The sequence below is a fragment of the Undibacterium sp. Ren11W genome, from assembly GCF_049340485.1.
Taxonomy (GTDB): Bacteria; Pseudomonadota; Gammaproteobacteria; order Burkholderiales; family Burkholderiaceae_D; genus Undibacterium.
The window spans coordinates 552,063-577,364 of the sequence record NZ_JBMPPB010000001.1 but is presented as its reverse complement, the minus strand read 5'-3'; the positions used below and the strand labels follow the sequence as shown (position 1 = coordinate 577,364).

The 25,302-nt window shown below is 46.8% G+C and carries 29 protein-coding genes; 16 read left to right on the top strand and 13 right to left on the bottom strand.

From position 1 onward, the window contains the following. Window positions 1-76: 76 nt before the first annotated feature. The 5 genes from ACO0K8_RS02665 to ACO0K8_RS02645 form a co-directional block, all read right to left on the bottom strand. The gene (locus tag ACO0K8_RS02665) at window positions 77-1,336 is read right to left on the bottom strand and encodes an aspartate kinase (RefSeq protein ID WP_422945069.1); all 1,260 of its coding nucleotides are present in this window, start codon (window positions 1,334-1,336) and stop codon (window positions 77-79) included. Window positions 1,337-1,910: 574 nt separating this feature from the next. Further along, on the bottom strand, window positions 1,911-2,471 hold the full coding sequence (locus ACO0K8_RS02660; RefSeq protein ID WP_422945068.1) for a DUF1415 domain-containing protein: 561 nt from the start codon (window positions 2,469-2,471) through the stop codon (window positions 1,911-1,913). 211 nt (window positions 2,472-2,682) lie between these two features. Continuing rightward, window positions 2,683-3,363, bottom strand: coding sequence for an aquaporin Z (gene aqpZ / locus ACO0K8_RS02655; protein ID WP_422945067.1), 681 nt, complete (start codon window positions 3,361-3,363; stop codon window positions 2,683-2,685). Between the two features lie 316 nt (window positions 3,364-3,679). Beyond that, on the bottom strand, window positions 3,680-4,351 hold the full coding sequence (gene rpiA, locus ACO0K8_RS02650) for a ribose-5-phosphate isomerase RpiA (RefSeq protein WP_422945066.1): 672 nt from the start codon (window positions 4,349-4,351) through the stop codon (window positions 3,680-3,682). Window positions 4,352-4,399: 48 nt separating this feature from the next. Next, on the bottom strand, window positions 4,400-5,422 hold the full coding sequence (locus ACO0K8_RS02645; RefSeq protein ID WP_422945846.1) for a serine/threonine protein kinase: 1,023 nt from the start codon (window positions 5,420-5,422) through the stop codon (window positions 4,400-4,402). 124 nt (window positions 5,423-5,546) lie between these two features. Here ACO0K8_RS02645 and ACO0K8_RS02640 point away from each other — a divergent pair, with 124 nt between their 5' ends. Together ACO0K8_RS02640 and ACO0K8_RS02635 are read left to right on the top strand one after the other, a co-directional pair. Then, complete coding sequence (locus ACO0K8_RS02640) at window positions 5,547-6,248, top strand: UPF0149 family protein (protein ID WP_422945065.1); 702 nt, start codon at window positions 5,547-5,549, stop codon at window positions 6,246-6,248. A gap of 120 nt (window positions 6,249-6,368) precedes the next feature. Continuing rightward, a complete protein-coding gene (locus tag ACO0K8_RS02635; protein WP_422945064.1) occupies window positions 6,369-6,623 on the top strand; it encodes an acyl-CoA-binding protein in 255 nt (84 codons plus the stop codon). A gap of 104 nt (window positions 6,624-6,727) precedes the next feature. Here the strand turns inward: ACO0K8_RS02635 and ACO0K8_RS02630 are convergent, their stop codons facing one another. Continuing rightward, the gene (locus ACO0K8_RS02630) at window positions 6,728-7,720 is read right to left on the bottom strand and encodes a 2-hydroxyacid dehydrogenase (RefSeq protein WP_422945063.1); all 993 of its coding nucleotides are present in this window, start codon (window positions 7,718-7,720) and stop codon (window positions 6,728-6,730) included. A 4-nt stretch (window positions 7,721-7,724) separates the two neighbouring features. Further along, on the bottom strand, window positions 7,725-9,176 hold the full coding sequence (locus ACO0K8_RS02625; RefSeq protein ID WP_422945062.1) for a sodium:proton antiporter: 1,452 nt from the start codon (window positions 9,174-9,176) through the stop codon (window positions 7,725-7,727). Between the two features lie 388 nt (window positions 9,177-9,564). Here ACO0K8_RS02625 and fdxA point away from each other — a divergent pair, with 388 nt between their 5' ends. From fdxA to nth, 6 genes are all read left to right on the top strand, one after another. Next, window positions 9,565-9,888, top strand: a complete 324-nt coding sequence (gene fdxA, locus ACO0K8_RS02620; RefSeq protein ID WP_422945061.1) for a ferredoxin FdxA — start codon at window positions 9,565-9,567, stop codon at window positions 9,886-9,888. 37 nt (window positions 9,889-9,925) lie between these two features. Next, a complete protein-coding gene (locus ACO0K8_RS02615; RefSeq protein WP_422945060.1) occupies window positions 9,926-10,993 on the top strand; it encodes an NAD(P)/FAD-dependent oxidoreductase in 1,068 nt (355 codons plus the stop codon). A gap of 224 nt (window positions 10,994-11,217) precedes the next feature. Further along, on the top strand, window positions 11,218-12,453 hold the full coding sequence (locus ACO0K8_RS02610; protein ID WP_422945059.1) for a polyhydroxyalkanoate depolymerase: 1,236 nt from the start codon (window positions 11,218-11,220) through the stop codon (window positions 12,451-12,453). 93 nt (window positions 12,454-12,546) lie between these two features. Further along, complete coding sequence (locus ACO0K8_RS02605; protein ID WP_422945058.1) at window positions 12,547-12,747, top strand: hypothetical protein; 201 nt, start codon at window positions 12,547-12,549, stop codon at window positions 12,745-12,747. A 112-nt stretch (window positions 12,748-12,859) separates the two neighbouring features. After that, entirely contained in the window at window positions 12,860-13,540 is a 681-nt protein-coding gene (rsxB, locus tag ACO0K8_RS02600; protein WP_422945057.1) for an electron transport complex subunit RsxB, read from the top strand. Between the two features lie 58 nt (window positions 13,541-13,598). Continuing rightward, window positions 13,599-14,246: an endonuclease III gene (gene nth, locus ACO0K8_RS02595; RefSeq protein WP_422945056.1), complete on the top strand. Its 648-nt coding sequence runs from the start codon at window positions 13,599-13,601 to the stop codon at window positions 14,244-14,246. 81 nt (window positions 14,247-14,327) lie between these two features. On the opposite strand, the gene ACO0K8_RS02590 is transcribed toward nth, so the two are convergent. Next, window positions 14,328-14,912 (bottom strand): malonic semialdehyde reductase, encoded by a 585-nt coding sequence (locus ACO0K8_RS02590; protein ID WP_422945845.1) that lies wholly within the window; start codon window positions 14,910-14,912, stop codon window positions 14,328-14,330. 122 nt (window positions 14,913-15,034) lie between these two features. On the opposite strand from ACO0K8_RS02590, the gene ACO0K8_RS02585 reads away from it, so the two are divergent. Further along, window positions 15,035-15,463, top strand: a complete 429-nt coding sequence (locus ACO0K8_RS02585; RefSeq protein ID WP_422945055.1) for a DUF1841 family protein — start codon at window positions 15,035-15,037, stop codon at window positions 15,461-15,463. Window positions 15,464-15,512: 49 nt separating this feature from the next. Here ACO0K8_RS02585 and ACO0K8_RS02580 read toward each other — a convergent pair whose 3' ends face one another. Both ACO0K8_RS02580 and ACO0K8_RS02575 read right to left on the bottom strand, forming a co-directional pair. After that, window positions 15,513-15,860: a c-type cytochrome gene (locus ACO0K8_RS02580; protein ID WP_422945054.1), complete on the bottom strand. Its 348-nt coding sequence runs from the start codon at window positions 15,858-15,860 to the stop codon at window positions 15,513-15,515. A 15-nt stretch (window positions 15,861-15,875) separates the two neighbouring features. Then, window positions 15,876-16,196 carry a c-type cytochrome gene (locus tag ACO0K8_RS02575; RefSeq protein ID WP_422945053.1) on the bottom strand — a complete coding sequence of 107 codons (321 nt, stop codon included), beginning with the start codon at window positions 16,194-16,196 and terminating at the stop codon, window positions 15,876-15,878. Between the two features lie 271 nt (window positions 16,197-16,467). Between ACO0K8_RS02575 and ACO0K8_RS02570 the strand changes: the two genes are divergently transcribed. Continuing rightward, window positions 16,468-17,322: an AAA family ATPase gene (locus ACO0K8_RS02570; RefSeq protein WP_422945052.1), complete on the top strand. Its 855-nt coding sequence runs from the start codon at window positions 16,468-16,470 to the stop codon at window positions 17,320-17,322. Window positions 17,323-17,630: 308 nt separating this feature from the next. Here the strand turns inward: ACO0K8_RS02570 and ilvC are convergent, their stop codons facing one another. The 3 genes from ilvC to ACO0K8_RS02555 form a co-directional block, all read right to left on the bottom strand. Continuing rightward, on the bottom strand, window positions 17,631-18,647 hold the full coding sequence (ilvC, locus tag ACO0K8_RS02565) for a ketol-acid reductoisomerase (RefSeq protein WP_422945051.1): 1,017 nt from the start codon (window positions 18,645-18,647) through the stop codon (window positions 17,631-17,633). 62 nt (window positions 18,648-18,709) lie between these two features. Further along, a complete protein-coding gene (gene ilvN / locus ACO0K8_RS02560; RefSeq protein WP_126129579.1) occupies window positions 18,710-19,201 on the bottom strand; it encodes an acetolactate synthase small subunit in 492 nt (163 codons plus the stop codon). Further along, window positions 19,201-20,916 (bottom strand): acetolactate synthase 3 catalytic subunit, encoded by a 1,716-nt coding sequence (locus tag ACO0K8_RS02555; RefSeq protein ID WP_422945050.1) that lies wholly within the window; start codon window positions 20,914-20,916, stop codon window positions 19,201-19,203. The genes ilvN and ACO0K8_RS02555 overlap by 1 nt, the downstream gene beginning before the upstream one ends. A gap of 565 nt (window positions 20,917-21,481) precedes the next feature. Here ACO0K8_RS02555 and ACO0K8_RS02550 point away from each other — a divergent pair. From ACO0K8_RS02550 to ACO0K8_RS02525, 6 genes are all read left to right on the top strand, one after another. Further along, entirely contained in the window at window positions 21,482-22,051 is a 570-nt protein-coding gene (locus ACO0K8_RS02550) for an RNA polymerase sigma factor (protein ID WP_422945049.1), read from the top strand. Further along, the gene (locus ACO0K8_RS02545) at window positions 22,048-22,464 is read left to right on the top strand and encodes a DUF3619 family protein (RefSeq protein ID WP_422945048.1); all 417 of its coding nucleotides are present in this window, start codon (window positions 22,048-22,050) and stop codon (window positions 22,462-22,464) included. Before ACO0K8_RS02550 ends, ACO0K8_RS02545 begins: the two co-directional genes overlap by 4 nt. A 2-nt stretch (window positions 22,465-22,466) precedes the next feature. After that, entirely contained in the window at window positions 22,467-23,171 is a 705-nt protein-coding gene (locus ACO0K8_RS02540) for a DUF3106 domain-containing protein (RefSeq protein WP_422945047.1), read from the top strand. Window positions 23,172-23,174: 3 nt separating this feature from the next. After that, window positions 23,175-23,690, top strand: coding sequence for an RDD family protein (locus ACO0K8_RS02535; RefSeq protein ID WP_422945046.1), 516 nt, complete (start codon window positions 23,175-23,177; stop codon window positions 23,688-23,690). Between the two features lie 211 nt (window positions 23,691-23,901). Next, window positions 23,902-24,570, top strand: a complete 669-nt coding sequence (locus ACO0K8_RS02530; protein WP_422945045.1) for a TetR/AcrR family transcriptional regulator — start codon at window positions 23,902-23,904, stop codon at window positions 24,568-24,570. 13 nt (window positions 24,571-24,583) lie between these two features. Continuing rightward, entirely contained in the window at window positions 24,584-25,165 is a 582-nt protein-coding gene (locus ACO0K8_RS02525) for a TIGR00730 family Rossman fold protein (RefSeq protein WP_422945844.1), read from the top strand. Window positions 25,166-25,302: the final 137 nt, after the last annotated feature.

The window sequence follows — 25,302 nt, the reverse complement described above, 5'->3', positions numbered from 1 at the left end:
CAATTAAGATAAAAATTATAGCTAGTCGATCAATCTTTGTCAAGATCAGCGAATGAATAATTTTATCAAACCAGAATTAATTGGTCTCAGCCGACTCCAGACCAAAAGCCTTATGCAGCGACCGTACCGCCAACTCCATATATTTTTCGTCGATAAGAACCGAAATTTTGATCTCAGAAGTAGAAATCATCTGAATGTTAATGCCCTCTTCAGACAAAGTGCGGAACATTTGCGACGCAATACCGACGTGACTACGCATACCGACACCGACCACAGATACTTTAGAGACTTTTGGATCGCCAATGATACTGCCAGTAGAGATGTGCTCTTTCACATCGCCACTCAATACTTCCATCGCCTTATTATATTCACCGCGCGGCACCGTGAAGGTAAAGTCAGTCTTACCATCTACCGACTGGTTCTGGATGATCATGTCGACTTCGATATTTGCGTCGGCGATAGGACCGAGAATTTGATACGCAATACCTGGCTTGTCTGGTACGCCAAAAACGGTGATCTTTGCCTCGTCACGGTTAAACGCGATGCCTGTGATGGTAGCTTGTTCCATGTGTGTATCTTCCTCAAACGAAATCAGTGTGCCGGAGCTGGCTTCTTCTTCCAGCGGCATTAATGGGTCTGTCAATGACGACAGTACGCGGGTTGGCATGCGGTAGTTACCGGCAAACTCGACCGAACGGATTTGCAATACTTTCGAGCCCAAAGAAGCCATCTCCAGCATTTCTTCGAAAGTGACTGTTTTCAAACGGCGCGCATCCGTTACAACCCGTGGATCCGTGGTGTAGACACCATCGACATCGGTAAATATCATGCACTCTTGCGCCTTCAAAGCCGCAGCAATCGCCACCGCCGAAGTATCCGAACCGCCACGGCCTAAGGTCGTGACGTTACCGCACTCGTCAACCCCCTGAAAGCCGGTAATAATAACGATCTTCCCAGCATCCAGATCAGCCCTAACCTTAGCGTCATCAATAGACGAGATGCGCGCCTTTGTGTGCGAAGAATCGGTCTTGATTGCCACTTGCCAGCCAGCATATGAAACCGCTTGCTTGCCAATCGCCAGCAATGCCATCGCCAGCAAACCAACCGAAACTTGTTCGCCGGTAGCAGCGATTGCGTCCAGTTCACGCGGATCAGGCTCAGGCATAATTTCTTTAGCGAGCGCGATAATGCGATTGGTCTCGCCAGACATTGCAGAAGGCACCACCACGATTTGGTGGCCGGCGTCATGCCATTTTGCGACGCGTTTTGCGACGTTTTTAATGCGCTCAGTGGAGCCCATCGAAGTACCGCCGTATTTGTGGACAATTAAAGCCATAGAATTTGAGAATCGGTAGAGGACAAAGGTGAAAAAAGCGTTAAATCAACCTATTACTCTACATGCTGCTACGCAAAATAACAAGGCGGCACTGCTTAAAATTTAAGCAGTAAAATCAAACGAAAAGGGATTTTTCGCGCAAGCTGCTTAATTTTTCATCGACAATATAGAAAATTATGAAAACTATTTTTCAATCCATTTTCCAGTCTAAAAATATTGAGGGGCACATCAATTTGTGAGAATAAGATTAATTACGGGGTATATTAAAAAATATGCTCGTTTGCGCAGTAACGGCGTGCGATAAAAAATATACCCCCACCTAGTATGCGAATAAATACGATCACAAAAAAACAAAAAGTAGAAATTATAAAAATAATTTTACAAATTACTTCATGCTATAAGGATATAAAAATTTGATAGCTTGTTCCGAACAAAAGTTCTTAAATACTTATAGCTCAAGCAGATTTATCCCGGATAAACATTAAAGACCATGCATTATTTTGCAATCAGGCGACAAAGTAATGCGACTGCGTTAAGAATTAATGCAAATCAAATTCAAAGAAAAAAATCAGCTTTAAACTCGCGCAGGGAATAATTTCTTCCAGCCATCCAAACCTAATTCGCGCAAGGTTTGCATATTTTTCTCATAGATATCATCCGCTTCCGGGAAGGCCTGCACGGCTTTATCGATACTTTCTTCGCGCAACAGATGTAGCGTTGGGAACGGCGAGCGGTTGGTGAAGTTTTCTATGTCATCGGCCTCCGTGTCGGCAAACTGATAATCTGGATGGAAACTAGCCACTTGCAAGATGCCGTCCAGATCCAGGTCTTCCAAGGCGGCATCGGCAATATCCAAGAACTCGTTGTAATCCAAAAAATCAGTCAGCGCATGCGGATGGATTAATAAGGTGGTTTCTGTTTTTTCGGAATTCGCTTCGGCCAACACTTCCAATTCACGTATCAAGTCTTGCAATAGCTCTTCTGGTGTGGTCGCGAGGCTGACAAAATAACGAACTTGCTGCTTGATGTGAACCGCTTTGGCAAACGGGCAAAGATTGAGACCAATCACGGCTTTTTCCAGCCAGTCTTGAGTCGATGCAATGATTTCTTCAGAGGTAAGCGCAGGATTGGTCATATTGGTCTAAGGATAAGGGTGGGGAAGCCTATAGGATAGCTTCTCTCATGATGCAATGCATCAATTTAGATCAAAACCAGCTTAAATTTAAAACCAAACCGTAAACAGAAAAGACCGTACGCTGAAGTGAGTTTTCTATCAAACCCATTTCAGCACACGGCCAACACGACAAATTCCTTCATTGCAAGCATAGGCAAAACGCCAAAACATTTTACTCGGAAGCAATCGCCTTATAAGTAACAGCACCCAAAACCGCGCCCACGATCGGTGCCAGCCAGAACAACCAAAGCTGCTCTACCGCCCAGCCTCCGACATACACAGCTACGCCAGTGCTACGGGCAGGATTCACCGAGGTGCCGGTAACAGGAATACTAATCAAATGGATTAAGGTCAAACCCAGGCCGATCGCGATAGGTGCAAAACCTTGAGGTGCACGATGATCCGTTGCGCCCATGATGATAAACAGAAACATCATGGTCATCACGACTTCCGTAATCAAGGCCGCTTGCATGGAATAGCCGCCCAAAGAATGCTCGCCATAGCCATTCGAGGCAAACGCCTTGAGGGTAAAATCGGCCTTACCACTAGCAATCAGATACAGGACGCCGCCAGCAACGATACCACCAGCGACCTGCGCCACGATATAAGGTAGAAGTTTATTCGCCGGAAAACGGCCACCCGCCCATAATCCTATAGAAACGGCGGGATTAAGATGGCAACCTGAAATATGACCAATCGCGTACGCCATCGTCAACACGGTCAAACCAAAAGCTAGTGAAACTCCGTGCAAACCTATACCCAAAGCGGGGAAAGCAGCCGCCAGTACGGCACTACCACAGCCACCCAACACCAACCAGAAGGTCCCTATAAATTCCGCGCCATATTGTTTCATGTGTTCCTCTATATTAAATAGACATCGCACAGCACTGAAGCGAAAAACAAGGCAACGCAGCGTTCAGTCAGTCGAGCCGGGGTTAAGAAATGAAAAGCAGATTTTTAGACTAGCCAGGCAAGACTAAATAAAGTGCATTTTTCGCATTGTATTTTATTCTATAAAGGCAGCAATTTCGACAACAGTTTGCGAAAAATCAATAAGCAGTGAGAAATTTAACTTTATTTAAAACTCGGACGTCACAAATAAGTGTTCCGCCCATTAAAAAACCGCGAGCACTTACATGCTCGCGGCCGTTTAACATAACTAGAATGACTTAAAACGTTAAGGTCTTGACGCCCTCGGCAGTGCCCAGCAAACACACATCAGCACCCTGCTTAGCAAACAAGCCCACCGTCACGACACCGACGATATTATTGATTTCAGCTTCTAAGGCAATCGGATCTTCAATCTGCAATCCATGCATATCAATGATGTAATTGCCATTATCCGTGAGCAGCGGCGCACCGTCTTTGAGCCGCAGGCGCGCTTCGCCGCCAAATGTATTTAACTTACGTGCTACCACCGCTTGCGCCATAGGAATTACCTCAACCGGCAGTGGGAAGCGTCCTAAAAAATTCACCAACTTGGAGCCATCTGCTATACAGATGAATTGTTTTGCCACTGAGGCGACAATCTTCTCACGCGTTAATGCTGCTCCACCGCCTTTAATCATCGCACCTTGCGGCGTAATCTCATCGGCACCATCGATATATACCGACATCACCTCGACTTCATTGAGATCAAATACCGCGATCCCATGCCCTCGCAGACGCTCCGCAGTTGCTTCCGACGAGGCCACCGCGCCCTTGATTTTGTGTTTTATTTTGGCTAATTCGTCGATAAAAAAATTCGCAGTGGAGCCAGTGCCAACGCCGACTATCTCACCCTCTACCACGTAGTGAATCGCGGCTTGTGCTACGGCTTGTTTTAGTTCGTCTTGAGTCATGATGTGTGTCTATGTGTAGATAAAAGTAAAAAAGTAAATGAAATTTGCTTAAACCACCAATGGCGGCTCATCCATGATGGCCAACTGCTCGCGCAACTCGAGTATCCGATCCTGCCAATAACGCTGGGTATTAAACCAGGGAAACGCCAGTTTAAAAGCTGGATCGTCCCAGCGCTGCGCCAACCACGCCGAATAATGCAATAGGCGCAGACTACGCAAGGCTTCAATCAGATGCAATTGTCGAGGATCAAAATCCAAAAAATCTTCATAACCGGCCAAAATATCACAGAGTTGCGCCGTCATTTCGGCCCGACTACCGGATAGCAGCATCCATAAATCCTGGATGGCCGGCCCCATGCGACTATCGTCAAAATCCACAAAATGCGGGCCAGGATGGGCTCCGCTATCGGTCCAGAGGACATTCCCCATATGGCAATCGCCATGCAGACGGATCGCAGCGTATGCACCGGCCTTATCGAAACAAGCGGCCACCGCATCGAGCAACAAGCGCGTAATACTTTGATACGCAGGTCGTATATCAAGCGGAATAAAATCATGTTCCAACAAAAATTTTACCGGTTGCCGTCCGAAATTTTCTATATCCAGCGTCGGTCTGTGTTGATATGGACTAAGCGCGCCAAGTGCATGGATGCGCCCGATAAAACGCCCTAACCATTCCAGAGTATCGGCTCTATCCAACTCAGGCGCCCGCCCTCCTTGACGACTAAACACCGAGAAGCGGTAGCCCTGATAATGATGCAAACTTTGACCAGCTGCGTCTACTAAAGCCGGCACCACCGGTATTTCTGCCACACTAAGGGCACTGACGAAGGCATGCTCTTCGAGAATGGCGGCATCAGTCCAGCGTCGTGGCCGGTAAAATTTCGCAACCAGGGACGCGCCCTCCTCCATACCTAGCTGGTACACGCGGTTTTCGTAACTATTTAAGGCTAGCAAGCGCCCGTCACATTGAAAACCTGCACTATGCAGAGCGTCCAGTACACAATCTGGATTGAGTTCGGCAAAAGAATCGAGATCATCGGTTCGCGTTGACTCAGGCAAGGCAAGCATGGCAGTGGAAGAAAAAAGTTCGGTCATAGGCAATATTGTACGTGCAATCCCCCACGAGAGCGGGACAAAGCGCTACACTTCGCTTATTCAAATTTCAGCCGTATTTTTTATTAAGAGCCCCAACATGCATTTAGACGAACCTCTGAGCGACAAAGAATTCAACGAACTAGACAAATTTCTCATGTCAGATCGCGTGGGCGACGAAGGCATGACCATGGATGCCTTGCATGGCTATCTGACCGCCATTGCGCTAGGACCTGAGGTAATTGCCATGGCAGAATGGCTGCCACTGGTCTGGGGTCTACCGGATCAGGCAGAGCCGACGTTCAAAAACGAAAAAGAAATGCAGCGCATTTCCAATCTGATCGCCCGTTTCATGAACGAGATACAGATTACCTTCGAAGTCGCACCGCAAGAATTCGAGCCTCTATTTTGCGTCATGGAGCAAGACGGCAAAGAACTCATCGATGGTGAAACCTGGGCCTGGGGATTTTGGGAAGGCATGCAATTGCGCGAAGAAGCATGGGAAGCTGCGTGGGAATCGGACGATATTGCACCACTACTGACAAATATTTACCTCTTGGGTGCCGAAGAGATAGAAGAAAACGAGATGGTATTGGTCGACACGCCAGAAAAATGCCATCAATTATCCTTGCAATTAGAAGCTTCTATCCCGCTGATTCGCCGTTTCTGGGCACCTTTACGCAAATCCGGCGTAACGACAGTGAAACGCGATGCACCTAAGGTCGGTCGCAATGACCCTTGCCCTTGCGGTAGCGGCAAAAAATACAAGGCTTGCTGCGGTGCCGAGCCAACCATTCATTAACAGCAGAGCGCAAGCTCAGGCGCAAGCGTAGCGCCTGAGTACATCCTCTAAGTATCTGCTATAGGAGCACAAATTTGTGTGCTACTTTAGCACCTTTCCACTTTTTGACCGGAGTTGTCCATGAGCCTGTTAGACCAATTCAACCAAGCCCAAATCGATTCAAAGAATTTGCCAGAACGTCCTGACAACATGACGCTGCTAAAGATCTACGCTCTGTACAAACAAGGCAGCACAGGCGACGCCACTGGTGATCGTCCAGGCATGACCGATTTCGTCGCACGCGCCAAGTTTGATGGCTGGGCTGCGCTATCCGGCACTAGCCAAGAAGCGGCGATGCAGCAATACATCGACGTAATCGAAGGTCTGAAAGACTAATTAGTCCGAATATACCGAAATAAGGGGAGTATTTTTTTGTAGCGCGCATGAATAATGCGCAATACCTAGCAAAATACTGCGTACTCCCCTCCAGTATCACAAGTCTATACAGACACAGCGGGATTGAGCAAATTCGGTGGCTGTTGATTTGTTAAAGCCGCAATCAAATTATCCGCAGCACAGTTTGCCATCGCGCGCCGCGTCGCTGCCGAGGCACTGGCAATATGCGGGGTCAAGACCACATTCTCCAAAGTCAGAAAATCAGGGTTTAATTTCGGCTCGCCTTCAAACACATCCAGACCAGCCGCAGCTATTTTTTTCTGGCGTAAAGCCGCGATCAAAGCCGCATCGTCAACGATACCGCCGCGCGCCACATTGACCAATGTCGCGGTTGGCTGCATCAGATCCAATTCGGCAGGACCGATAGCGTGATGGGTAGACGCCGAATACGGCAAAATGAGGATCAGATGATCGGCCCTAGTTAGCAATTCTTGCTTGCTAACATACTGCGCATGGTTGGCGTAACTCTCTTGCTCCGGACTTAAGCGAGAACGATTGTGATACAGCACTTGCATCTCAAACCCGATAGAGCGGCGCGCAATGGCTTGCCCTATTCTGCCCATACCCAGTATCCCTAAGGTCGCGCCATGCAAATCGGCGCCGAGAAAGGCATCGTAACTCCACTTATCCCATTTTCCCGCCCGCAAATAGTGCTCGGCTTCGGTGATTCTACGCGCCGTCGCCATCAGCAACGCCCAGGCAAAATCGGCCGTGGTTTGATTTAATACATCCGGGGTATTGCTGGCCATGACTTGATGCAAGGTGCAGGCCGCCAGATCAATGTTGTCGTAACCAACCGCCATATTTGCCACCATCTTTAGACTAGGTGTCTGCGCTAACAAGGGCGCATCGATACGCCCACTGCCAGTACACAATAGGCCCTGCTTGCCGTGTAATTTAGCGGCTAGTTCTTGTGGCGTAAAGATCACATCATCTTGGTTCGTCTCTAGCTCGAAGTGCTCCGCCAAGCGCTCCAGCGTCTCTGGAAAAATCGCGCGTGCGACTAAAATTGCGGGTTTCTTTGTGAGTAGATTCATAGCTCTATTTAAAAAACAGCAGGGTCATTAAAGCAAACAAGGGCAACAAAATACCGCAAGACCAACTCATATAAGCGAAGAAGGAAGGCATCGCGATGCCACGCTGCTCGGCAATCGATTTAACCATCATATTCGGGGCGTTGCCGATGTAACTCATCGCCCCCATAAAGACCGACCCGCAGGAAATTGCCGCCAACGTGCCTGCCATCGGTCCCATCAGTGCACTTGCATCACCGCCCGCGGTATTGAAAAATACCAGATAGGTCGGAGCATTATCCAAAAATGAAGACAATACGCCGCTAGCCCAAAAATACATGGCATTAATCGGCTGTCCCTGGGAATCTGACACTGCGTGTATCACCCACGAAAAAGCCCCCGAAGTGCCAGCCTTTAAAATAGCGATGACCGGGATAATCGTCAGGAAGATAGCCGCAAATAATTTCGCCACCTCGCTTATCGGCGCCCAGGAAAACTCATTCCCTTCGCGCGCAGGCGCGCCATCTGGCACCAACTTCAGTGAAATCACCAACACCAACAACAAGCCTACATCGCGCAAAACATTCTGCAATTCCAGCTTTACGCCGAATAAAGCAAAGCTAACGCCAGGTTTCCATGCTCCACTCATTAACACTAATGCGACCACCAGAGCCAATAAGGCAAAGTTCCACTTGCCCTCGATACGGATAGCCGAATCGGGCGTAGGATCAAGTCGAACTGGCAACTCTTCCTCTCTGTGATGAAAATAATACTTATCCAAGGCATAAAATATCACCAGTAGACTAGAGCAAAGAAACAAGGTGTGCGCGCTAAGGTGCTTCAGTGTCCACAAAAAGTCTACCCCTTGCAGGTAACCTAAAAATAGCGGTGGATCGCCCAGGGGCGTCAAGGCGCCGCCGGCATTGGCCACTAAAAAAATAAAGAACACGATCACATGCTGCACATGCTGACGATTATCATTGGCACGTATCAAAGGGCGCACCATTAACATGGCGGCACCAGTCGTTCCCATAATGCTGGCCAAGGCAGTTCCTAACGCCAGCAAAAACACATTTAGCTCTGGGGTGCCGTGTAAATTTCCATGAACACAAATGCCACCGGCCACCACAAACAAGGTCGACAGCAAGATAATGAAAGGAAAATATTCGGCAAACAGAGTGTGACTAATCAATAGCAAGACCGCTTCCGAGCCAAATTGCAGCGCGCACGGTAAAATAAACATCAGTCCCCACCCTGCTGCAATTTTCCCAAAGTGCTGGTGCCATAATTTCGGCAGCAAGAGCGGCAGCAAAGCGATACTCAATAACAAGCCCACAAATGGAGACGCGAACCACACCGACAACCGCGCACCATCTAAATCACTCGCTTGCGCCGCACTAGCGAAAAGACTGAGTAAGATCAGCAGCAAAGACTGCGGCAACTGCTTATTGCAAGTAATGAGTTTCGTTATTATCGTCATATGTTAGTTTTGAGCTGCACGGTCAAGTTTGGATAACGTCGAAGCTAGCTAATGCATGGTAGTGAATAATGAGTAGCTCAGCATCATAGACGCTAAAGTTGCACAACGACAAACAAATTTTTTCTAATGTCGACAAAAAAATTTCACGCGAAGACCTTCATTTAGATTTACATCAATGCGCGCTATCATCTGATTGCGCTAAAATTCGCAGATAAGTAGAGGTAGGGGCGAAATCACCCTATAAAAGTGCGAACGCATTTGCTTATTCGTAATTTATCTAAGTCTCGTTTGTGAGTTGCGTAAAATTACCTTAAAATACAGGGCTTTGCAGCTATTGACGTAATGATGGCTGTGCCCAATACCCCGTTTTTTTGAAGATAGGCCTGTTATGACCCACGTTGTGACCGAATCTTGCATCCGTTGCCGCTATACCGATTGTGTGGATGTATGCCCGGTGGACTGCTTCCGCGCAGGTCCAAATTTCCTGATCATCGATCCAGATGAATGCATAGATTGCGCCGTATGCGTCGCCGAATGTCCAGTCAATGCGATTTACGCTGAAGAAGATGTGCCTGCCAATCAGCAGCAGTTCATCAAGATCAACGCTGACTTAACACGCAACTGGCCGTCCATCACAAAAACTACCACTCCTCTGCCGGATGCAGACGACTGGAAAGACGTACAAGACAAATTGCAATATCTGGCGCGTTAATCTTCGCCGATTTTTTTTACCAGGAATACCAAGTCGTATGGAAAATAAACAAACAAGTGCTACACAAGTTATTGATGCCGATGCCGTCATCATCGGCGCGGGTCCAGTAGGCCTGTTTCAAGTGTTTGAGCTCGGACTGCTAGAAATTAAGGCGCACGTCATTGATTCTCTGCCAGTAGTCGGTGGACAATGCGTAGAGCTGTATCCAGACAAACCGATTTACGACATCCCTGCTGTACCAGTCTGCACAGGACAAGAACTGACCGATAACCTGCTCAAGCAAATCGAGCCATTTGAGCCTACCTTCCATCTGAATCAAGAAGTCACTTTGGTACAGCGCAGAGAAGATGGCCGCTTTGATCTGGAAACTTCGCTGGGACAGAAGTTCATCACCAAAACTATTTTCATCGCCGCCGGCGTTGGTTCATTCCAGCCTCGCACATTAAAAGTCGAGGGAATAGAAGCTTTCGAAGGCTCACAAGTTTTTTATCGCGTAAAAAACCCTAGCCAGTTCGAAGGTAAAAATCTGGTGATCTGCGGTGGTGGCGATTCCGCTCTGGATTGGGCCTTGGCCCTGGCTGGTAAGGCTGAGTCGGTCGTGATACTGCATCGCCGTGAAGATTTTCGCGCTGCGCCTTCGTCGGTCGCCAAAATGAAGGAAATGTGCGACAACTTCGAGATGCAATTTATTATCGGTCAGGTCAGCGGGATTGAAACCAAAGATGACAAACTGAGCGAACTCAAAGTCACTGGTGCAGACGGTGTTACGCGTCGCCTGCCACTGGATGATTTACTGGTGTTTTTCGGCCTCTCTCCAAAACTTGGTCCGATTGCCGATTGGGGCCTGGACATAGAGCGCAAACAGCTTAAAGTAATGAGTACGGAGAAATTTGAAACCAATGTCCCAGGTATTTTTGCGGTTGGTGATATCAATACCTATCCAGGCAAGAAAAAACTGATACTTTCAGGCTTCCACGAGGCTGCTTTGGCCGCATTCGGTGCTGCCGCGTATATTTTCCCAGAAAAGAAAATTCATATGCAGTACACCACTACATCACCAAAACTGCATAAAATTTTGGGCGTAGAGACACCAGTATTCGATTAAATTTGTCGAAGAATAAATAAAAAAGGCATGGCGAACTTCGCGATGCCTTTTTTTATGTCTGATCAATTGGTACAAAAACATGAATTTAACACTTTTTTTCATTCCGCGCCACCACATCTGAATAGCTCTGCGACAAAAGCCTTAAAGTGGTTTATGATGCAATGCAACATCTTAGTATTTTTATTCGAACTCTGAATTGATACATTTCTCCGAAAGACCTGATCATGCTCTATCAATTTCATGAACTTAGCCGTGCACTGATGACGCCAATGACCCAATGGGCAGAAGCGTCATCGAAGATGTTTGCCAATCCTATTTCACCACTAGCCCATACACCTTATGCGCAGAGGATTGCGGCAGGCTACGAACTTATGTTTCGACTCGGCAAAGATTATGAAAAGCCTCAATTTGATATAAGCACGACCACGATAGACGGCCAGGAAGTTGAAATTTTAGAAAGCTCAGTGACCGACAAGGCGTTTTGCAAATTATTGCATTTCAAAAAAAACCTGCCGGCCAAAGAATTAAGTAAATTAAAGCAAGCAAAGGTGTTGTTGGTAGCGCCCTTATCTGGGCATCACTCCACTTTATTGCGTGATACGGTGCGTAGTCTATTGCCGCAACATGATGTCTACGTAACCGATTGGATAGATGCTCGCACTGTGCCACTTTCGGCCGGTCCGTTCCATCTGGATGACTACATCTCCTACGTACAAGATTTCATCCGTCAACTAGGTCCTGATGTTCACGTCATCGCGGTTTGCCAGCCTACGGTGCCAGTGTTGGCGGCGATTGCGCTGATGGCGACGGCCAAAGACCCGAAACTACCGAAGACGATGACAATGATGGGTGGCCCGATAGACCCGCGCAAATCACCGACACAAGTCAACAATCTGGCTACCGAGAAAAAGTTCTCGTGGTTTGAAAACACGGTCATTTACAGCGTACCAGGACATTTTCCTGGTCATGGTCGCAAGGTATACCCTGGCTTCTTGCAACATACAGGTTTTGTCGCAATGAATCCTAACCATCATGCGCAAAGTCATTGGGATTTCTATCAACATCTGGTTCAAGGTGATGATGAGTCCGCTGAACAACATCGTAAATTTTACAACGAATATAACGCGGTACTCGATATGCCTGCCGAATATTATCTGGACACCATTAAGACGGTATTCCAGGAGTTTCGTCTGCCTATGGGCACCTGGGAAGTTGCTGGTAAATTGGTCCGCCCGCAAGACATCAAAACCGTCGCACTATTTACTGTAGAGGGCGAGCTTGATGATATATCCGGCCCAGGACAAACCCAAGCCGCACATGACCTGTGTAGCGGCATTCCACAAAAGATGAAACAAGACTTTGTGGCCCCAGGTTGCGGTCATTACGGTATTTTTTCCGGACGCCGTTGGCGCGAAATAATTTGTCCAAAAGTTGGCGAATTCATTAAGGCGCATTCGTAAGACAAAAATAAACCGCTGTTGTTCAGGCGGTTTTTTTGTATATACTCAAATCCTAATCATTGACTCTTTTAGTGCCACTATCCAGGAAACGCTATGCGCCTCTCATTTGCCATCATTATCACAGCACTACTTGCCGCATGCGGAAAAAATGAGGTTCCGCCTATAAAAATTGCTGAGCCACAACGCCAGCAACTTCAAAAGGCCAAAGAAGTCGATCAACTTTTACAAAAGGCAGCCGAAAGTCAGCGACTAGCAATTGATGCTGCCACCGCAAGTCAGGCTGCGGAAAAGTAAGACAACATTGCTCATCCGGGAATATCCGTGCCAAGACCGGCAATCCATTTGTATGCGTAGGCAATTACAAGGATAATAGCGTCCTTAGCATTTCCTGATAGATAAACAAACTGTGCTCCCATCTCTCGTCGACCAAATCGAAGACCTACTGCCACAGACTCAGTGTACCAAGTGCGGCTACCCGGCCTGCCGGCCTTACGCAGTCGCCATTGCCAATGGGCTAGCGAACTACAATCAATGCCCGCCTGGTGGCCAGGAAGGCATAGTAAGACTAGCAAAACTCCTCGAAAAACCGGTGATAGCACTAGATATCACACATGGTCATGAGCGCCCCCGCCCTGTTGCCGTGATTGAAGAAGCCTATTGCATAGGGTGTACTTTGTGCATACAGGCCTGCCCGGTGGATGCCATTCTAGGCGCGGCGAAACAGATGCATACCGTGCTGCCCGAATTATGTACGGGCTGCGATTTATGCGTTGCACCGTGTCCGGTCGACTGCATTACGATGGTCAACGTCAGCGCCGACAACACTGGCTGGGAAGCATGGACTGCAATGCAGGCAGCGCAAGCGAGAAAACAATACGAATCCCGTCAAACGCGACTAGTCCGTGAACAACAAGAAAATGAAGAACGCTTACTAGCCAAGGCGAATGCAAAATTACTCGCAGTTTCGGCGGAGACGCCTTTAAGTGCAGAGCAAGCAGCCGAAAAAGAGCGTAAACGTCAGATTATTTCTGCCGCGATAGAACGTGCTCAGCAGAAAAAGCGAGCTTCCGAAACTCCAGAAAATTAAGTCCATATACACACCATCTTATTTCACGCAATCAATCACAGATAAAAAACGCGAAACAATGAACGCAGCAAAACGACACGAGATTTTCAGCCGCCTGAAGCGGCAAAATCCCACCCCGACGACCGAATTAGAATACACCACGCCGTTTGAATTACTCATCTCGGTATTACTATCCGCGCAAGCGACCGATGTCTCAGTGAATAAGGCAACCAGAAAACTCTACCCAGTTGCCAATACTCCTGAAAAAATTTATGCGTTGGGAGTCGACGGTCTGATACCGTATATTCAGACCATAGGTTTGTTTCGTACCAAGGCGAAAAATGTGATCGAAACCTGCCGTCTACTGATCACTCAACATGCCAGCATCGTGCCACGCACAAGAGAGGCACTGGAAGCACTCCCTGGCGTAGGACGCAAGACCGCTAACGTGGTGCTCAATACTGCTTTTGGAGTTCCGACCATCGCGGTTGATACCCATATTTTTCGGGTCGGCAACCGCACCGGCTTGGCACCAGGAAAAAACGTCGATATCGTCGAAGAAAAATTGATGAAATTTGTGCCCGCAGAGTTTCTGCTCGACGCCCATCACTGGCTAATCCTGCATGGGCGCTATACCTGCACTGCGCGCAGCCCAAAATGTTGGAACTGCATGCTAGCCGACTTGTGCGAGTTCAAACAAAAAACACCCTTACCAGATAAGGTATAGGGTCGTTTTTCATCTCTACTCTAGAAACAAGGCGACACTAAATGAAAGCTAGCGAACTTAAATCTGGCTAAGTCCCCTGCATTAGACGATCTTGCATGCCTCGTCAAATGTCAGGCGCGGCGAACGAGGGAATAGCTTTTCTGCGTCACCATAACCCAGATTGCAAATAAAATTAGCTTTAACCTCAGTGCCAGCGAAGAAAGCGGCATTGATTTTATCCGCATCAAAACCAGACATGGGGCCGCAATCTAAACCCACGGCCCGTGCCGCCAGCATTAAATACGCGCCTTGCAAGGATGAATTGCGAAATGCGGTAGCATCAATCAATGGCTGATTTCCCTCGAACCAGGCTCGCGCATCAGCATGCGGGAAAAGTTTTGGCAGCTGCTCATAAAATGCCATGTCCATCCCTATGATGACCGTCACCGGCGCTGTTCTGGTTTTATCCTGGTTACCTGGGCCTACGCAGGCTAACAACTTATTTTTTTCAGATTCAGATCGAACAAACACCAAACGCGCGGGCGAACAATTGGCGGAAGTCGCGCCCCACTTCATCAGATCGTAAATGGCGTGCAACTGAGTGTCGCTCACGGGTTTATTCTGCCATTCATTATGGGTACGGGCATTGCTAAACAAGTCGGCGAGATTTTCTGGGGTCAGCATGATGTTTCCTTTTTTATGAGTATCAGCGTCTGATATTAACCGAAGTAAACGCATCCTTCAGCGCACACACTCCTGTTTCACCGTAAAATACCGCTGTTTCTATCCATAGCACTCAATACTTCCTCATGTTCACACCTAGCCAGCAAGATGTACGACGTTTTTTCTGCGACAGCTTCAAAAAGTCACATGCCAGAGAAATACTCACGCCGATAGAGGCGATCGCCGCAGATTGGATACATCAACATCCTGAATACGATGAGGTCCTGAGTAACCTAGATGCCGCGTTAGAGGCCAATTACAGCGTGGATCAAGGCAACAGTAACCCTTTTTTACACCTGTCCATGCATTTATCAATCACGGAACAAATTTCGGTGGACCAACCGCGCGGCGTAAGAGTTGCCTTTCAGACGCTGGCGAAGAAACTCAATTCTGAACATGAAGCGCACCACCAAATCATGGAGTGTCTGGGGGAAATGATGTGGAACTCGCAGCGCAGCGGTCTCCCCCCGGATGGGGATGCCTACATCGAAGCACTGCGCAAACGCGCCGGCTAATAAAAAAAGCCACGCTAAGCAGCGTGGCTTTTTTTATTTTTCATTTCGCTTATTTTTGCAAAACCAAACTGCCTGGCAAGCTATTGATATACGCAGAAATATTTTGAATGTCTGTATTCGACAAGGCCTTGGCCTGCGCACCCATGATCGCATTCCCACGACCATACGCACCGTCAGCACCACGCTGGTAAGCCTTCAAAGCCTGAGCGATATAGTCCTTATGTTGACCTGCCAACTTAGGATAACTAGGGTCTATCGGTGTGCTGTAATTAGCACCGTGACAGGATGCGCAATTAAATTTCTCGGCGGCCAATTTGCCTGCTTCAATATTGCCAGCAGCGAATGCAGCAAACGAAGTCATAGAGAGCAGCAAGGCTAATAAAGTATTTTTTTTCATAATCTGCTCTTATCCTTATTTTTGTTGCGAGTAGTAAGCCGCCAAATCAGCAACATCCTGATCAGTCAGACTGCCCGCTATCCCACGCATGGATGGGTGCTTACGATCGCCCTTACGATAGGCTTTCAGTGCACTTTCGATATAAGCGGCGGATTGGCCACCTATCATAGGCACTTGATAGACTTCAGGGAAAGTTGCCTTATAACCCGGGATTGCATGGCAACCTATGCACATAGCGACTTTATTTTCAGCAGCCTTGGCATTGCCAACTATATCTGCCGCAACGGCAAACTGGGTAAGACTCGCCAGAGCGAGAAGAGCGAACATTTTTTTCATATTGGCGGAGATAGTATTATCTATTGATATGGTTTGATACAACTCAGCATTCTAGCTGATTACGATCAAATTTGCGTTAAAAACATGCCGTTTGTGCGTACACAACAGCACTTTTCTAACTATTAAACGGTGTAAATTCAAATACTGCGTCAACGCCCCAATAGGAAATAGCACAAGCGTTCGCAATCAAAGCCATTCTCGCTTATACTCATCGCTTACATGCAAAGCTAAATTTCCATTCCCTTTCAGCCATCTACCATTCACGCAAAACATGAAACAGGCAACTCGATTTGACGGCGCACAAAACTATGTCGCGACCGACGATTTAAAACTAGCAGTCAATGCTGCCCTCACTCTGCAACGCCCTTTACTGATCAAAGGTGAACCGGGCACAGGGAAAACTATGTTGGCGGAAGAAGTGGCCAGCGCACTCAACATGCCGTTGATGCAATGGCACATCAAATCGACGACTAAAGCGCAGCAAGGCTTATATGAATACGATGCAGTGTCACGTCTGCGCGATTCGCAGTTAGGTGACGAGCGCGTCAAAGACATCCATAATTACATCGTCAAAGGAGTGCTGTGGCAAGCCTTCACGGCCGATGAACCGGTGGTGCTCTTGATCGACGAAATCGATAAGGCGGATATAGAATTCCCGAATGATTTGCTGCGCGAACTGGACCGCATGGAATTTTATGTCTATGAAACACGCGAAATGGTCAGAGCCGTGCATAGACCACTGGTCATCATCACGTCGAACAATGAAAAAGAATTGCCGGATGCATTTTTACGCCGCTGCTTTTTCCATTACATCAAATTCCCGGACAAAGAGACGATGCAACAGATCGTCGATGTCCACTTCCCTAGCCTCAAAAGTGATCTATTGGCGCAGGCCTTACAGACCTTCTATGAAGTGCGCGACATCGCAGGTTTGAAGAAGAAACCCTCGACTTCTGAATTGCTGGACTGGCTAAAATTATTACTGGCGGAAGATATTCCGGCAGAGATCCTGCGCGGAAAAGATCAGAAACTAGCCATACCTCCGCTACACGGCGCGCTCTTGAAGAATGAACAGGACGTCCATTTATTTGAGCGACTGGTATACATGTCACGTACCAACCGCTAAAACTATCAACGTAATGTGCTGTCAAATAGGGAGAGCAATGTACTCCCTATTCTGACCAGTTAGATGCAACGATTACGTCAGCCCAAAGTCGCTGAAAAAAATTCAGACATAACCTCAATACGCAATATCCATGCGGTTCTTCAAGGCATTGCCTCGTAACCCCGCATGGATACTGCGCGCTAGGCCGTAGCACTTTTCAATTTTCATTGGGTACAGACGAAAAAAACCGTCCATTTGGACGGCTTTCATTGCGATCCTGCCCAGAATAGCACTCCGTATCGCGAGTGCTCCGTGCAATGATTTTTCGCTTAGTTCTTGGCTTGATCAACTAACTTGTTTTTTGCAATCCAAGGCATCATCGCACGTAATTTTGCTCCGACTTCTTCAATTTGATGCTCGGAAGTCAAACGACGACGAGAGATCAAAGTTGGTGCGCCAGCCTTATTTTCCAGGATGAAGCTCTTCGCGTATTCGCCAGTCTGAATATCCTTCAAACATTGACGCATCGCGTCTTTGGTTGCTGAAGTAACGACTTTCGGACCAGTCACATATTCACCGTATTCTGCATTGTTAGAAATCGAGTAATTCATGTTAGCGATACCGCCTTCATAGATCAGATCAACGATCAATTTCAATTCATGCAAACATTCGAAGTAAGCCATTTCTGGTGCATAACCAGCTTCAACCAAAGTTTCAAAACCAGCTTTGATCAATTCAACTGCGCCGCCGCACAAAACAGCTTGCTCACCGAACAAATCTGTTTCAGTTTCTTCACGGAAGTTAGTTTCGATAATGCCGGCACGACCACCACCGTTTGCCATCGAATATGACAAGGCGATATCACGGGCAGAACCCGATTTATCTTGATATACAGCGATCAAGTGAGGCACGCCGCCGCCTTGAGCGTAAGTTCCGCGTACTGTATGACCTGGCGCTTTAGGCGCAACCATGATGACATCCAGATCGGCGCGGGGCACGACTTGACCGTAATGTACGTTAAAACCGTGAGCAAATGCCAGTACCGCACCTTGCTTGGCGTGAGGCGCGACGTTTTCGTTGTAAACCTGAGCAATGTTTTCATCTGGCAGCAAAATCATGATGACATCAGCAGCTTTAACTGCATCATTCACTTCCATCACGTTCAGACCTGCATTTTTGGCTTTATCCCAAGAAGCGCCGCCTTTGCGCAGTGCTACCGTAACCTTGCAACCTGAATCATTCAAGTTTTGTGCATGGGCATGACCTTGTGAACCGTAACCAATGATAGTAACGTTTTTGCCTTTGATCAGGGACAGGTCGCAATCTTTATCGTAGAAAACTTTCATTTTTTATTCCTAATAGTGTAATTGTTTGGATAAGGCTAAATACTGAGTTGAAACTACTGTTCTTATACTTTGAGGATGCGCTCGCCGCGCCCTATACCTGAACCGCCGGTGCGTACTGTTTCCAGAATCGCCGTGCGGTCTATCGAGTCGATAAAGGCGTCCAACTTACCTTTGTTACCGGTCAATTCTATGGTGTAGGTCTTTTCAGTCACATCAATGATGCGGCCACGGAAAATATCCGCAGTACGCTTCATTTCTTCGCGCTCTTTACCGACCGCTCTTACTTTAATGAGCATCAGCTCACGTTCTATGTGCGCACCTTCGGTCAAATCAACGACCTTAATCACCTCAATGAGACGATTTAGATGCTTGGTGATTTGTTCGATAATATCGTCAGAGCCAGAAGTGACTATCGTCATCCGCGACAAAGTCGCGTCTTCGGTCGGCGCCACCGTCAAAGTTTCGATGTTGTAACCGCGGGCAGAAAATAAACCAACCACGCGCGACAAGGCGCCAGCTTCATTTTCCAGCAAAACAGAAATGATATGTCTCATTACAGATCCTCCGAGCCAAGCAACATTTCAGTCAAGCCCTTACCTGCCTTGACCATAGGCCAGACGTTTTCGGATTGATCGGTAATGAAGTTCATAAATACCAGCTTATCCTTCATGGCAAACGCTTCTTTCAAAGCGCCATCCACGTCCGCAGGATTTTCTATCTTCATACCAACGTGACCATATGCTTCTACCAGCTTGGTAAAGTCCGGCAATGAATCCATATAAGATTCAGAATAACGTCCGTTGTAATCAATTTTCTGCCATTGACGTACCATGCCAAGCGCACGGTTATTCAAGAGAATAATCTTGGGCGTCAAGTGATATTGCTTACACGTTGCCAGCTCTTGAATACACATCTGTATCGACGCTTCACCAGTAATACAGGCCACGGTTGCATCAGGATTAGCCATTTGCACGCCCATGGCGTAAGGCAAACCTACGCCCATCGTTCCGAGACCACCGGAGTTAATCCAGCGCCGTGGTTTATCGAAGCGATAGTACTGGGCTGCCCACATTTGATGCTGTCCAACATCAGAGGTAACAAAGGCATCACCCTTGGTAATTTCCCAAACTTTTTGCACTACTGATTGCGGTTTAATCACTTCATTGGAAGTCGCAAATTTAAGACAATCACGCTCACGCCATTGATTGACTTGCTTCCACCATTCGGCTAATGATTTTGCATTTGGCTTGAGTTCTGTCGCATTTAATTGCGACAAAAACTCAATTAACACATCCTTCACATTGCCGACGATAGGAATATCTACCTTAACGCGCTTAGAAATAGACGAAGGGTCGATATCGATATGAATAATTTTTCGTGGATGCGAAGCAAAATGCTTAGGATTGCCAATCACCCTATCGTCAAAGCGCGCACCGATTGCGATTAATACGTCGCAATGTTGCATCGCCATATTGGCTTCATAAGTGCCATGCATGCCAGGCATACCAACGAACTTATCGTCAGATGCGCGGTAAGCACCCAAACCCATTAAGGTATTGGTACATGGAAAGCCCAATTGATCGACCAGCTTATTCAGCTCTGGCGCAGCATTCGCCAGGATCACACCACCCCCGGTGTAGATCATTGGACGTTCCGCCTGCAATAGCAATTGAACTGCTTTACGGATCTGTCCGGAGTGACCTTTATCTACCGGCTTATACGAGCGCATCTCAACTTCTTTGGGATACTCGTAGGTAGTTTTGTGATTGCTAATATCTTTAGGGATATCGATCAGTACCGGACCAGGGCGACCAGTGGTCGCGATAAAAAACGCTTTCTTGACTGTCGCCGCCAAATCTCTGACGTCTTTTACCAAAAAATTATGTTTTACGCAGGGCCGAGTAATACCAACCGTATCACACTCTTGAAATGCATCTTGACCGATTGCATGACTAGGAACCTGGCCAGAAATAATCACCATAGGGATAGAATCCATATAGGCAGTGGCCAAACCCGTTACGGCATTCGTCACCCCAGGACCGGAAGTCACCAAAGCAACGCCGACTTTTTGCGAGGATCGGGAATAAGCATCAGCAGCATGAATCGCGGCCTGCTCATGACGAACAAGAATATGTTGAAACTTGTCCTGATTGTAGATTGCGTCGTAGATATAGAGTACCGCACCGCCCGGATATCCGAACACATGCTCAACACCCTCTTCGGCCAGACATTTAACTAAAATTTCTGCGCCTGTAAATTCTGAACTCATAATAAGTATTCCTTTCAAGGTCCATAGGAGATTGATCGGATGTTCTTTCCTGGCGAAACTGTAATACTAAGCGGTTAGCTGACATCCCTTTTTGTGCGTTCACGCCATCCTTAATACATCCGTTGGACATAGTTCCAGATTGCGCTTAAAGGCGACTCGTTCAGTCAGTTTATAAGCTTGGCTACAACATGTTTCTCACACTTGTGGCATGGGTCAGAACAAACAGCTAATTAAAGCGAACCAGCTGAAATTAGCATTATGAGCTAAATCAAGCCGATTTTTTTGCCCCAAGATCTTGGAGCGAAGTCGTACGGTACTGCGTTGCAGCAATTTGGTCAAGGAAAATTCACTGCTTTAATGAATAAAATATTGGTAAATTTCTTAGTTAAATTAAAAAATTAAGACACAAAAGAATAATTTTGCTAGCATTGGCGAAATTTTTACATTGGCAGCGGCTAGATAAATTTATAAGTACGCGGCAACTCAAAAAAAGCTCGGCTACTGTATATAGATTGCCGTATTAAAAACAAAAAATATTTTAGATCCTGGATACGAACGCCAACTCATGGCCACAGACAAAGAATTAGGAAATTTTCTGGAGGGCGTTGAGCGCCGCGCCTTCAAGCATGCCCTTTACATGGTTCGCAACGAAGAATCGTCGCTGGACATAGTCCAGGAAGCCATGATTAAGCTTGCCGAAAAATACGGTGACAAACCTGCGGCAGAATTGCCCATGCTGTTTCAGCGCATATTGCAAAACACCATATTGGATTTTTTCCGCAGGGAGAAAGTTAGAAATACTTGGGTGAGTTTATTTTCCAATATTGCACCAAACAATCAAGATGATGATAATTTTGATTTATTAGAAAACTTCGCTTCGGAAGAAGGTTCAGAAGCAGCAGAGTCCGTTGCTGATAAGCTAGAACGAGAACAAGTTTTAAATATTATTGATGAAGAAATAAAAAAACTTCCTACGCGTCAACGAGAAGCCTTCCTCATGCGTTATTGGGAGGACATGGATGTGGCGGAAACGGCCACCGCAATGGGATGCTCAGAAGGCAGTGTAAAAACACATTGTTCCAGAGCTACGCACGCATTAGCCGCATCGCTTAAGGCAAAAGGAATACATTTATGAACTACTTAAAAGATACGAATGAGCTCGAATTCGCTTATAAAGTGAGACGCGCCCTTAACGAATCGGCAGAAAACATCCCAGGCTCAACCTTAGAACGACTAGCCGAGGCGCGCAGAATCGCACTGACTAGAAAAAAACAGGCTGCGCCTGTCGCTGTCCGCTCAGTGAGTGGCGTGCTTGCTGGCAATTCTGGATTTTCATTTCAGGGACCAAACTCCTTACTTGGTAAGTTTGGGGTTGCCCTTCCATTGCTTGTGTTGATACTGGGCTTGTTTGGGATTTATCAATACGAACAACAGCAAAGAATTGCTGATCTAGCGGAGATTGATGTCGCGATGCTCGTCGATGAGTTACCGCCGGATGCCTATCTAGATACCGGGTTCCGTGCTTTTTTAAATAAGACTGAGGAATAAACGTGCGTTTTCCCGTGCTGAATTTAAACACTAAGTTACAAATTTTCGTTTTTTCACTGTTGGTAGCAGGAACCACAATGGTGCTTGCTACCAATAGCACTCCCGCGGCTACAGCCCCGCAAAAACCTCCAGTCCATAATTTACCTTCTGTAGCAAGTAAGCCACTTTGGATGTCACTCTCTGCGCAACAGAAGTTGGCCTTGGCGCCATTGTCGGCAGAATGGGATAATATCGACGAAGTTCGCAAAAAAAAGTGGCTGGAAATAGCTGCAAAATACTCCAGTATGAAGCCAGACGAGCAGACGCGAGTTCAGGAACGTATTCGTGATTGGGTAAAACTTAGTCCTGAGCAACGCATGCAAGCACGCGAAAATTTCGCTCAGACCACACAAATTAAACCAGAGCAAAAATCAGCGCAGTGGCAACAGTACCAACAGCTTAGTGAGGATCAAAAAAAACAGTTGGCAAATGAAATAAATACCAAAAAAAGCATTACGAATATTCCGTCGGAATCACAAAGAGTTGTGAAACCCTTGGCTCCAATTCGAGTTGGCCCACCTGCGGTGACAAAACCTAGTCCAAGACCTGTACCGGTGCCAGCAGCTGTTGTGGACACCGCAACAACAAGCGAGCAAGCCGCGACACAATCAACGCCAGTTACCACATCAACTAATAACGCCGCAGCCTCCCAAGCCGCGACGAAATAAGCATTGAAAAAACCATCTTTGTCATCACTTCCAACTCCTAAGATAAGCACCCGCTTGGTCTGCATGCTGTATGAAGCCGTGCTGCTATTTGGCGTTGCCTTTGTCGCAGCGTTAATTTTTGACGTTAGCACCCAGAGTCGCAACGCACTGACACTCCGATACGCAAGAGAGTTTTGGTTATTTGTTGTTTTGGGGGCCTATTTTGTATTCTTTTGGAGTCGCAGTGGTCAAACATTGGCGATGAAGACGTGGCACATCCGTGTCATAGATCTTGAAAGACCCAAGCTCCCCATTGTCAAAGCGATCGTACGCTATTGCCTTGCCTGGATGTGGTTCATACCAGGACTGGCAATTGCTTATCAATTTGAACTTAAAAACTGGAGCAGCGTCATCGCAGTTTTTGTAGGCGCCACGGCATGGGCCATCACCGCCGTCTTTGATCAAGATAAACAATTCTTACATGATAAATTAGCCAAGACGCGTTTAGTTATTGCTGATGAAAAACCCGCAGACAAGTAATAAGGTGTAACGTCCTAAAAATACCGCAACAGCCATCGTAGTTTTTGCATTTTTAGCATAAAATGTTATCCTATAGAAATAGCAATCTAGCAGCACTGAAATATAATTACATTTGCTCATGCCCTTGTCCACTTTCACCCCCTGACGCAAACTTAATTTCAAGGTTTCCATTCTTCAGTTAAACCGCGATAGATTGATAAAGAGAATAGACATGCAACACAAAGCTCCTCGTCGTACCAGAGAACGCATACTCGAACTGTCACTAAGATTATTCAACGAATTTGGCGAGCCAAATATCACAACCACAGTGATCGCTGAAGAAATGAATATTTCTCCAGGCAACCTCTACTACCACTTCCGCAATAAAGACGATATTGTTAATTCTATCTTTGTCCAGTTCGACGCTGAAATCAATAAAAAACTTGCATTTCCTGAAGGGCGCAAAGCCAATATTCAAGATATTTGGACTTACCTCCATCTCACATTCGAGTTGGTTTGGCGTTACCGCTTTTTCTATCGAGATTTAAATGACTTATTGTCTCGCAATCGCAAGCTGGAGTTAAATTTCAAACAGATACTGAGTCACAAAACAAAAGTTGCCTCAGAATTGTGCATAGGATTGAGATTAGATGGTGAGTTTGAAGGGACCGATATGGATATAGACGCATTAGCGACCAATATCGTAGTGGTCGCTACCTATTGGCTTTCGTACGAGTATGTCAGAAATCCTAGAAAGTATACTGAATTGCAGACCATGTCCGATTCGCTGGCGCGCGGCTGCTATCAAGTGATCGTTCTCATCAGCCCATATTTGCGCGGCGACACCAAAACGGCATTTGAAAAACTATCTCAAGAGTATTTGCAAAAATTACCCAAATAAACAAAAACTTCAAATGAAGTCAATTTGCGTATATTGTGGCTCGTCTTCGGGCGCTTCTGAAGTTTATGCATCGGGTGCGCGCGATTTGGCAAGAATTTTCGTCACACACCAAATTTCGTTGGTGTATGGCGGGGGTAGCATTGGATTGATGGGCGTACTCGCGGACGAAGTTCTTCGACTTGGCGGTCGAGTTACTGGCGTCATACCGCAAGCATTGATGGACAAGGAGCTTGGGCACACACAATTAAGCGCACTGCACATCGTTAAGAATATGCACGAGCGCAAGGCATTGATGTCCGAATTGTCCGATGGATTTATTGCTCTCCCGGGTGGCATAGGGACGCTGGAAGAGTTATTTGAAATGTTCACATGGTTACAGTTAGGCATACATAACAAACCTTTGGGACTGCTCAATATCAACGGTTTTTACGACCAACTGTTACAGTTCTTAGGGCACATTGTAAAAGCTAAATTTTTAGCATCAGAACAATTAAATTTGTTAATAACTCAAACTGACCCTGAGTTATTACTACAAAGTCTGCGTACTTTTCGTGCGCCCCACGTCAATCAATATTTAACGCCAGAAGACAGTTAGTTTGTTCAAGATCCTCAAATCTACTCAGACAAAGTAAATCCACGCGACACCACTCATAAGTCGCTCCGCTCTTCACTGCTAAGTGCGCTTAACGTTCCTTGCTGCAGTTTTTATTGAGATGAGACACTTATCTATGT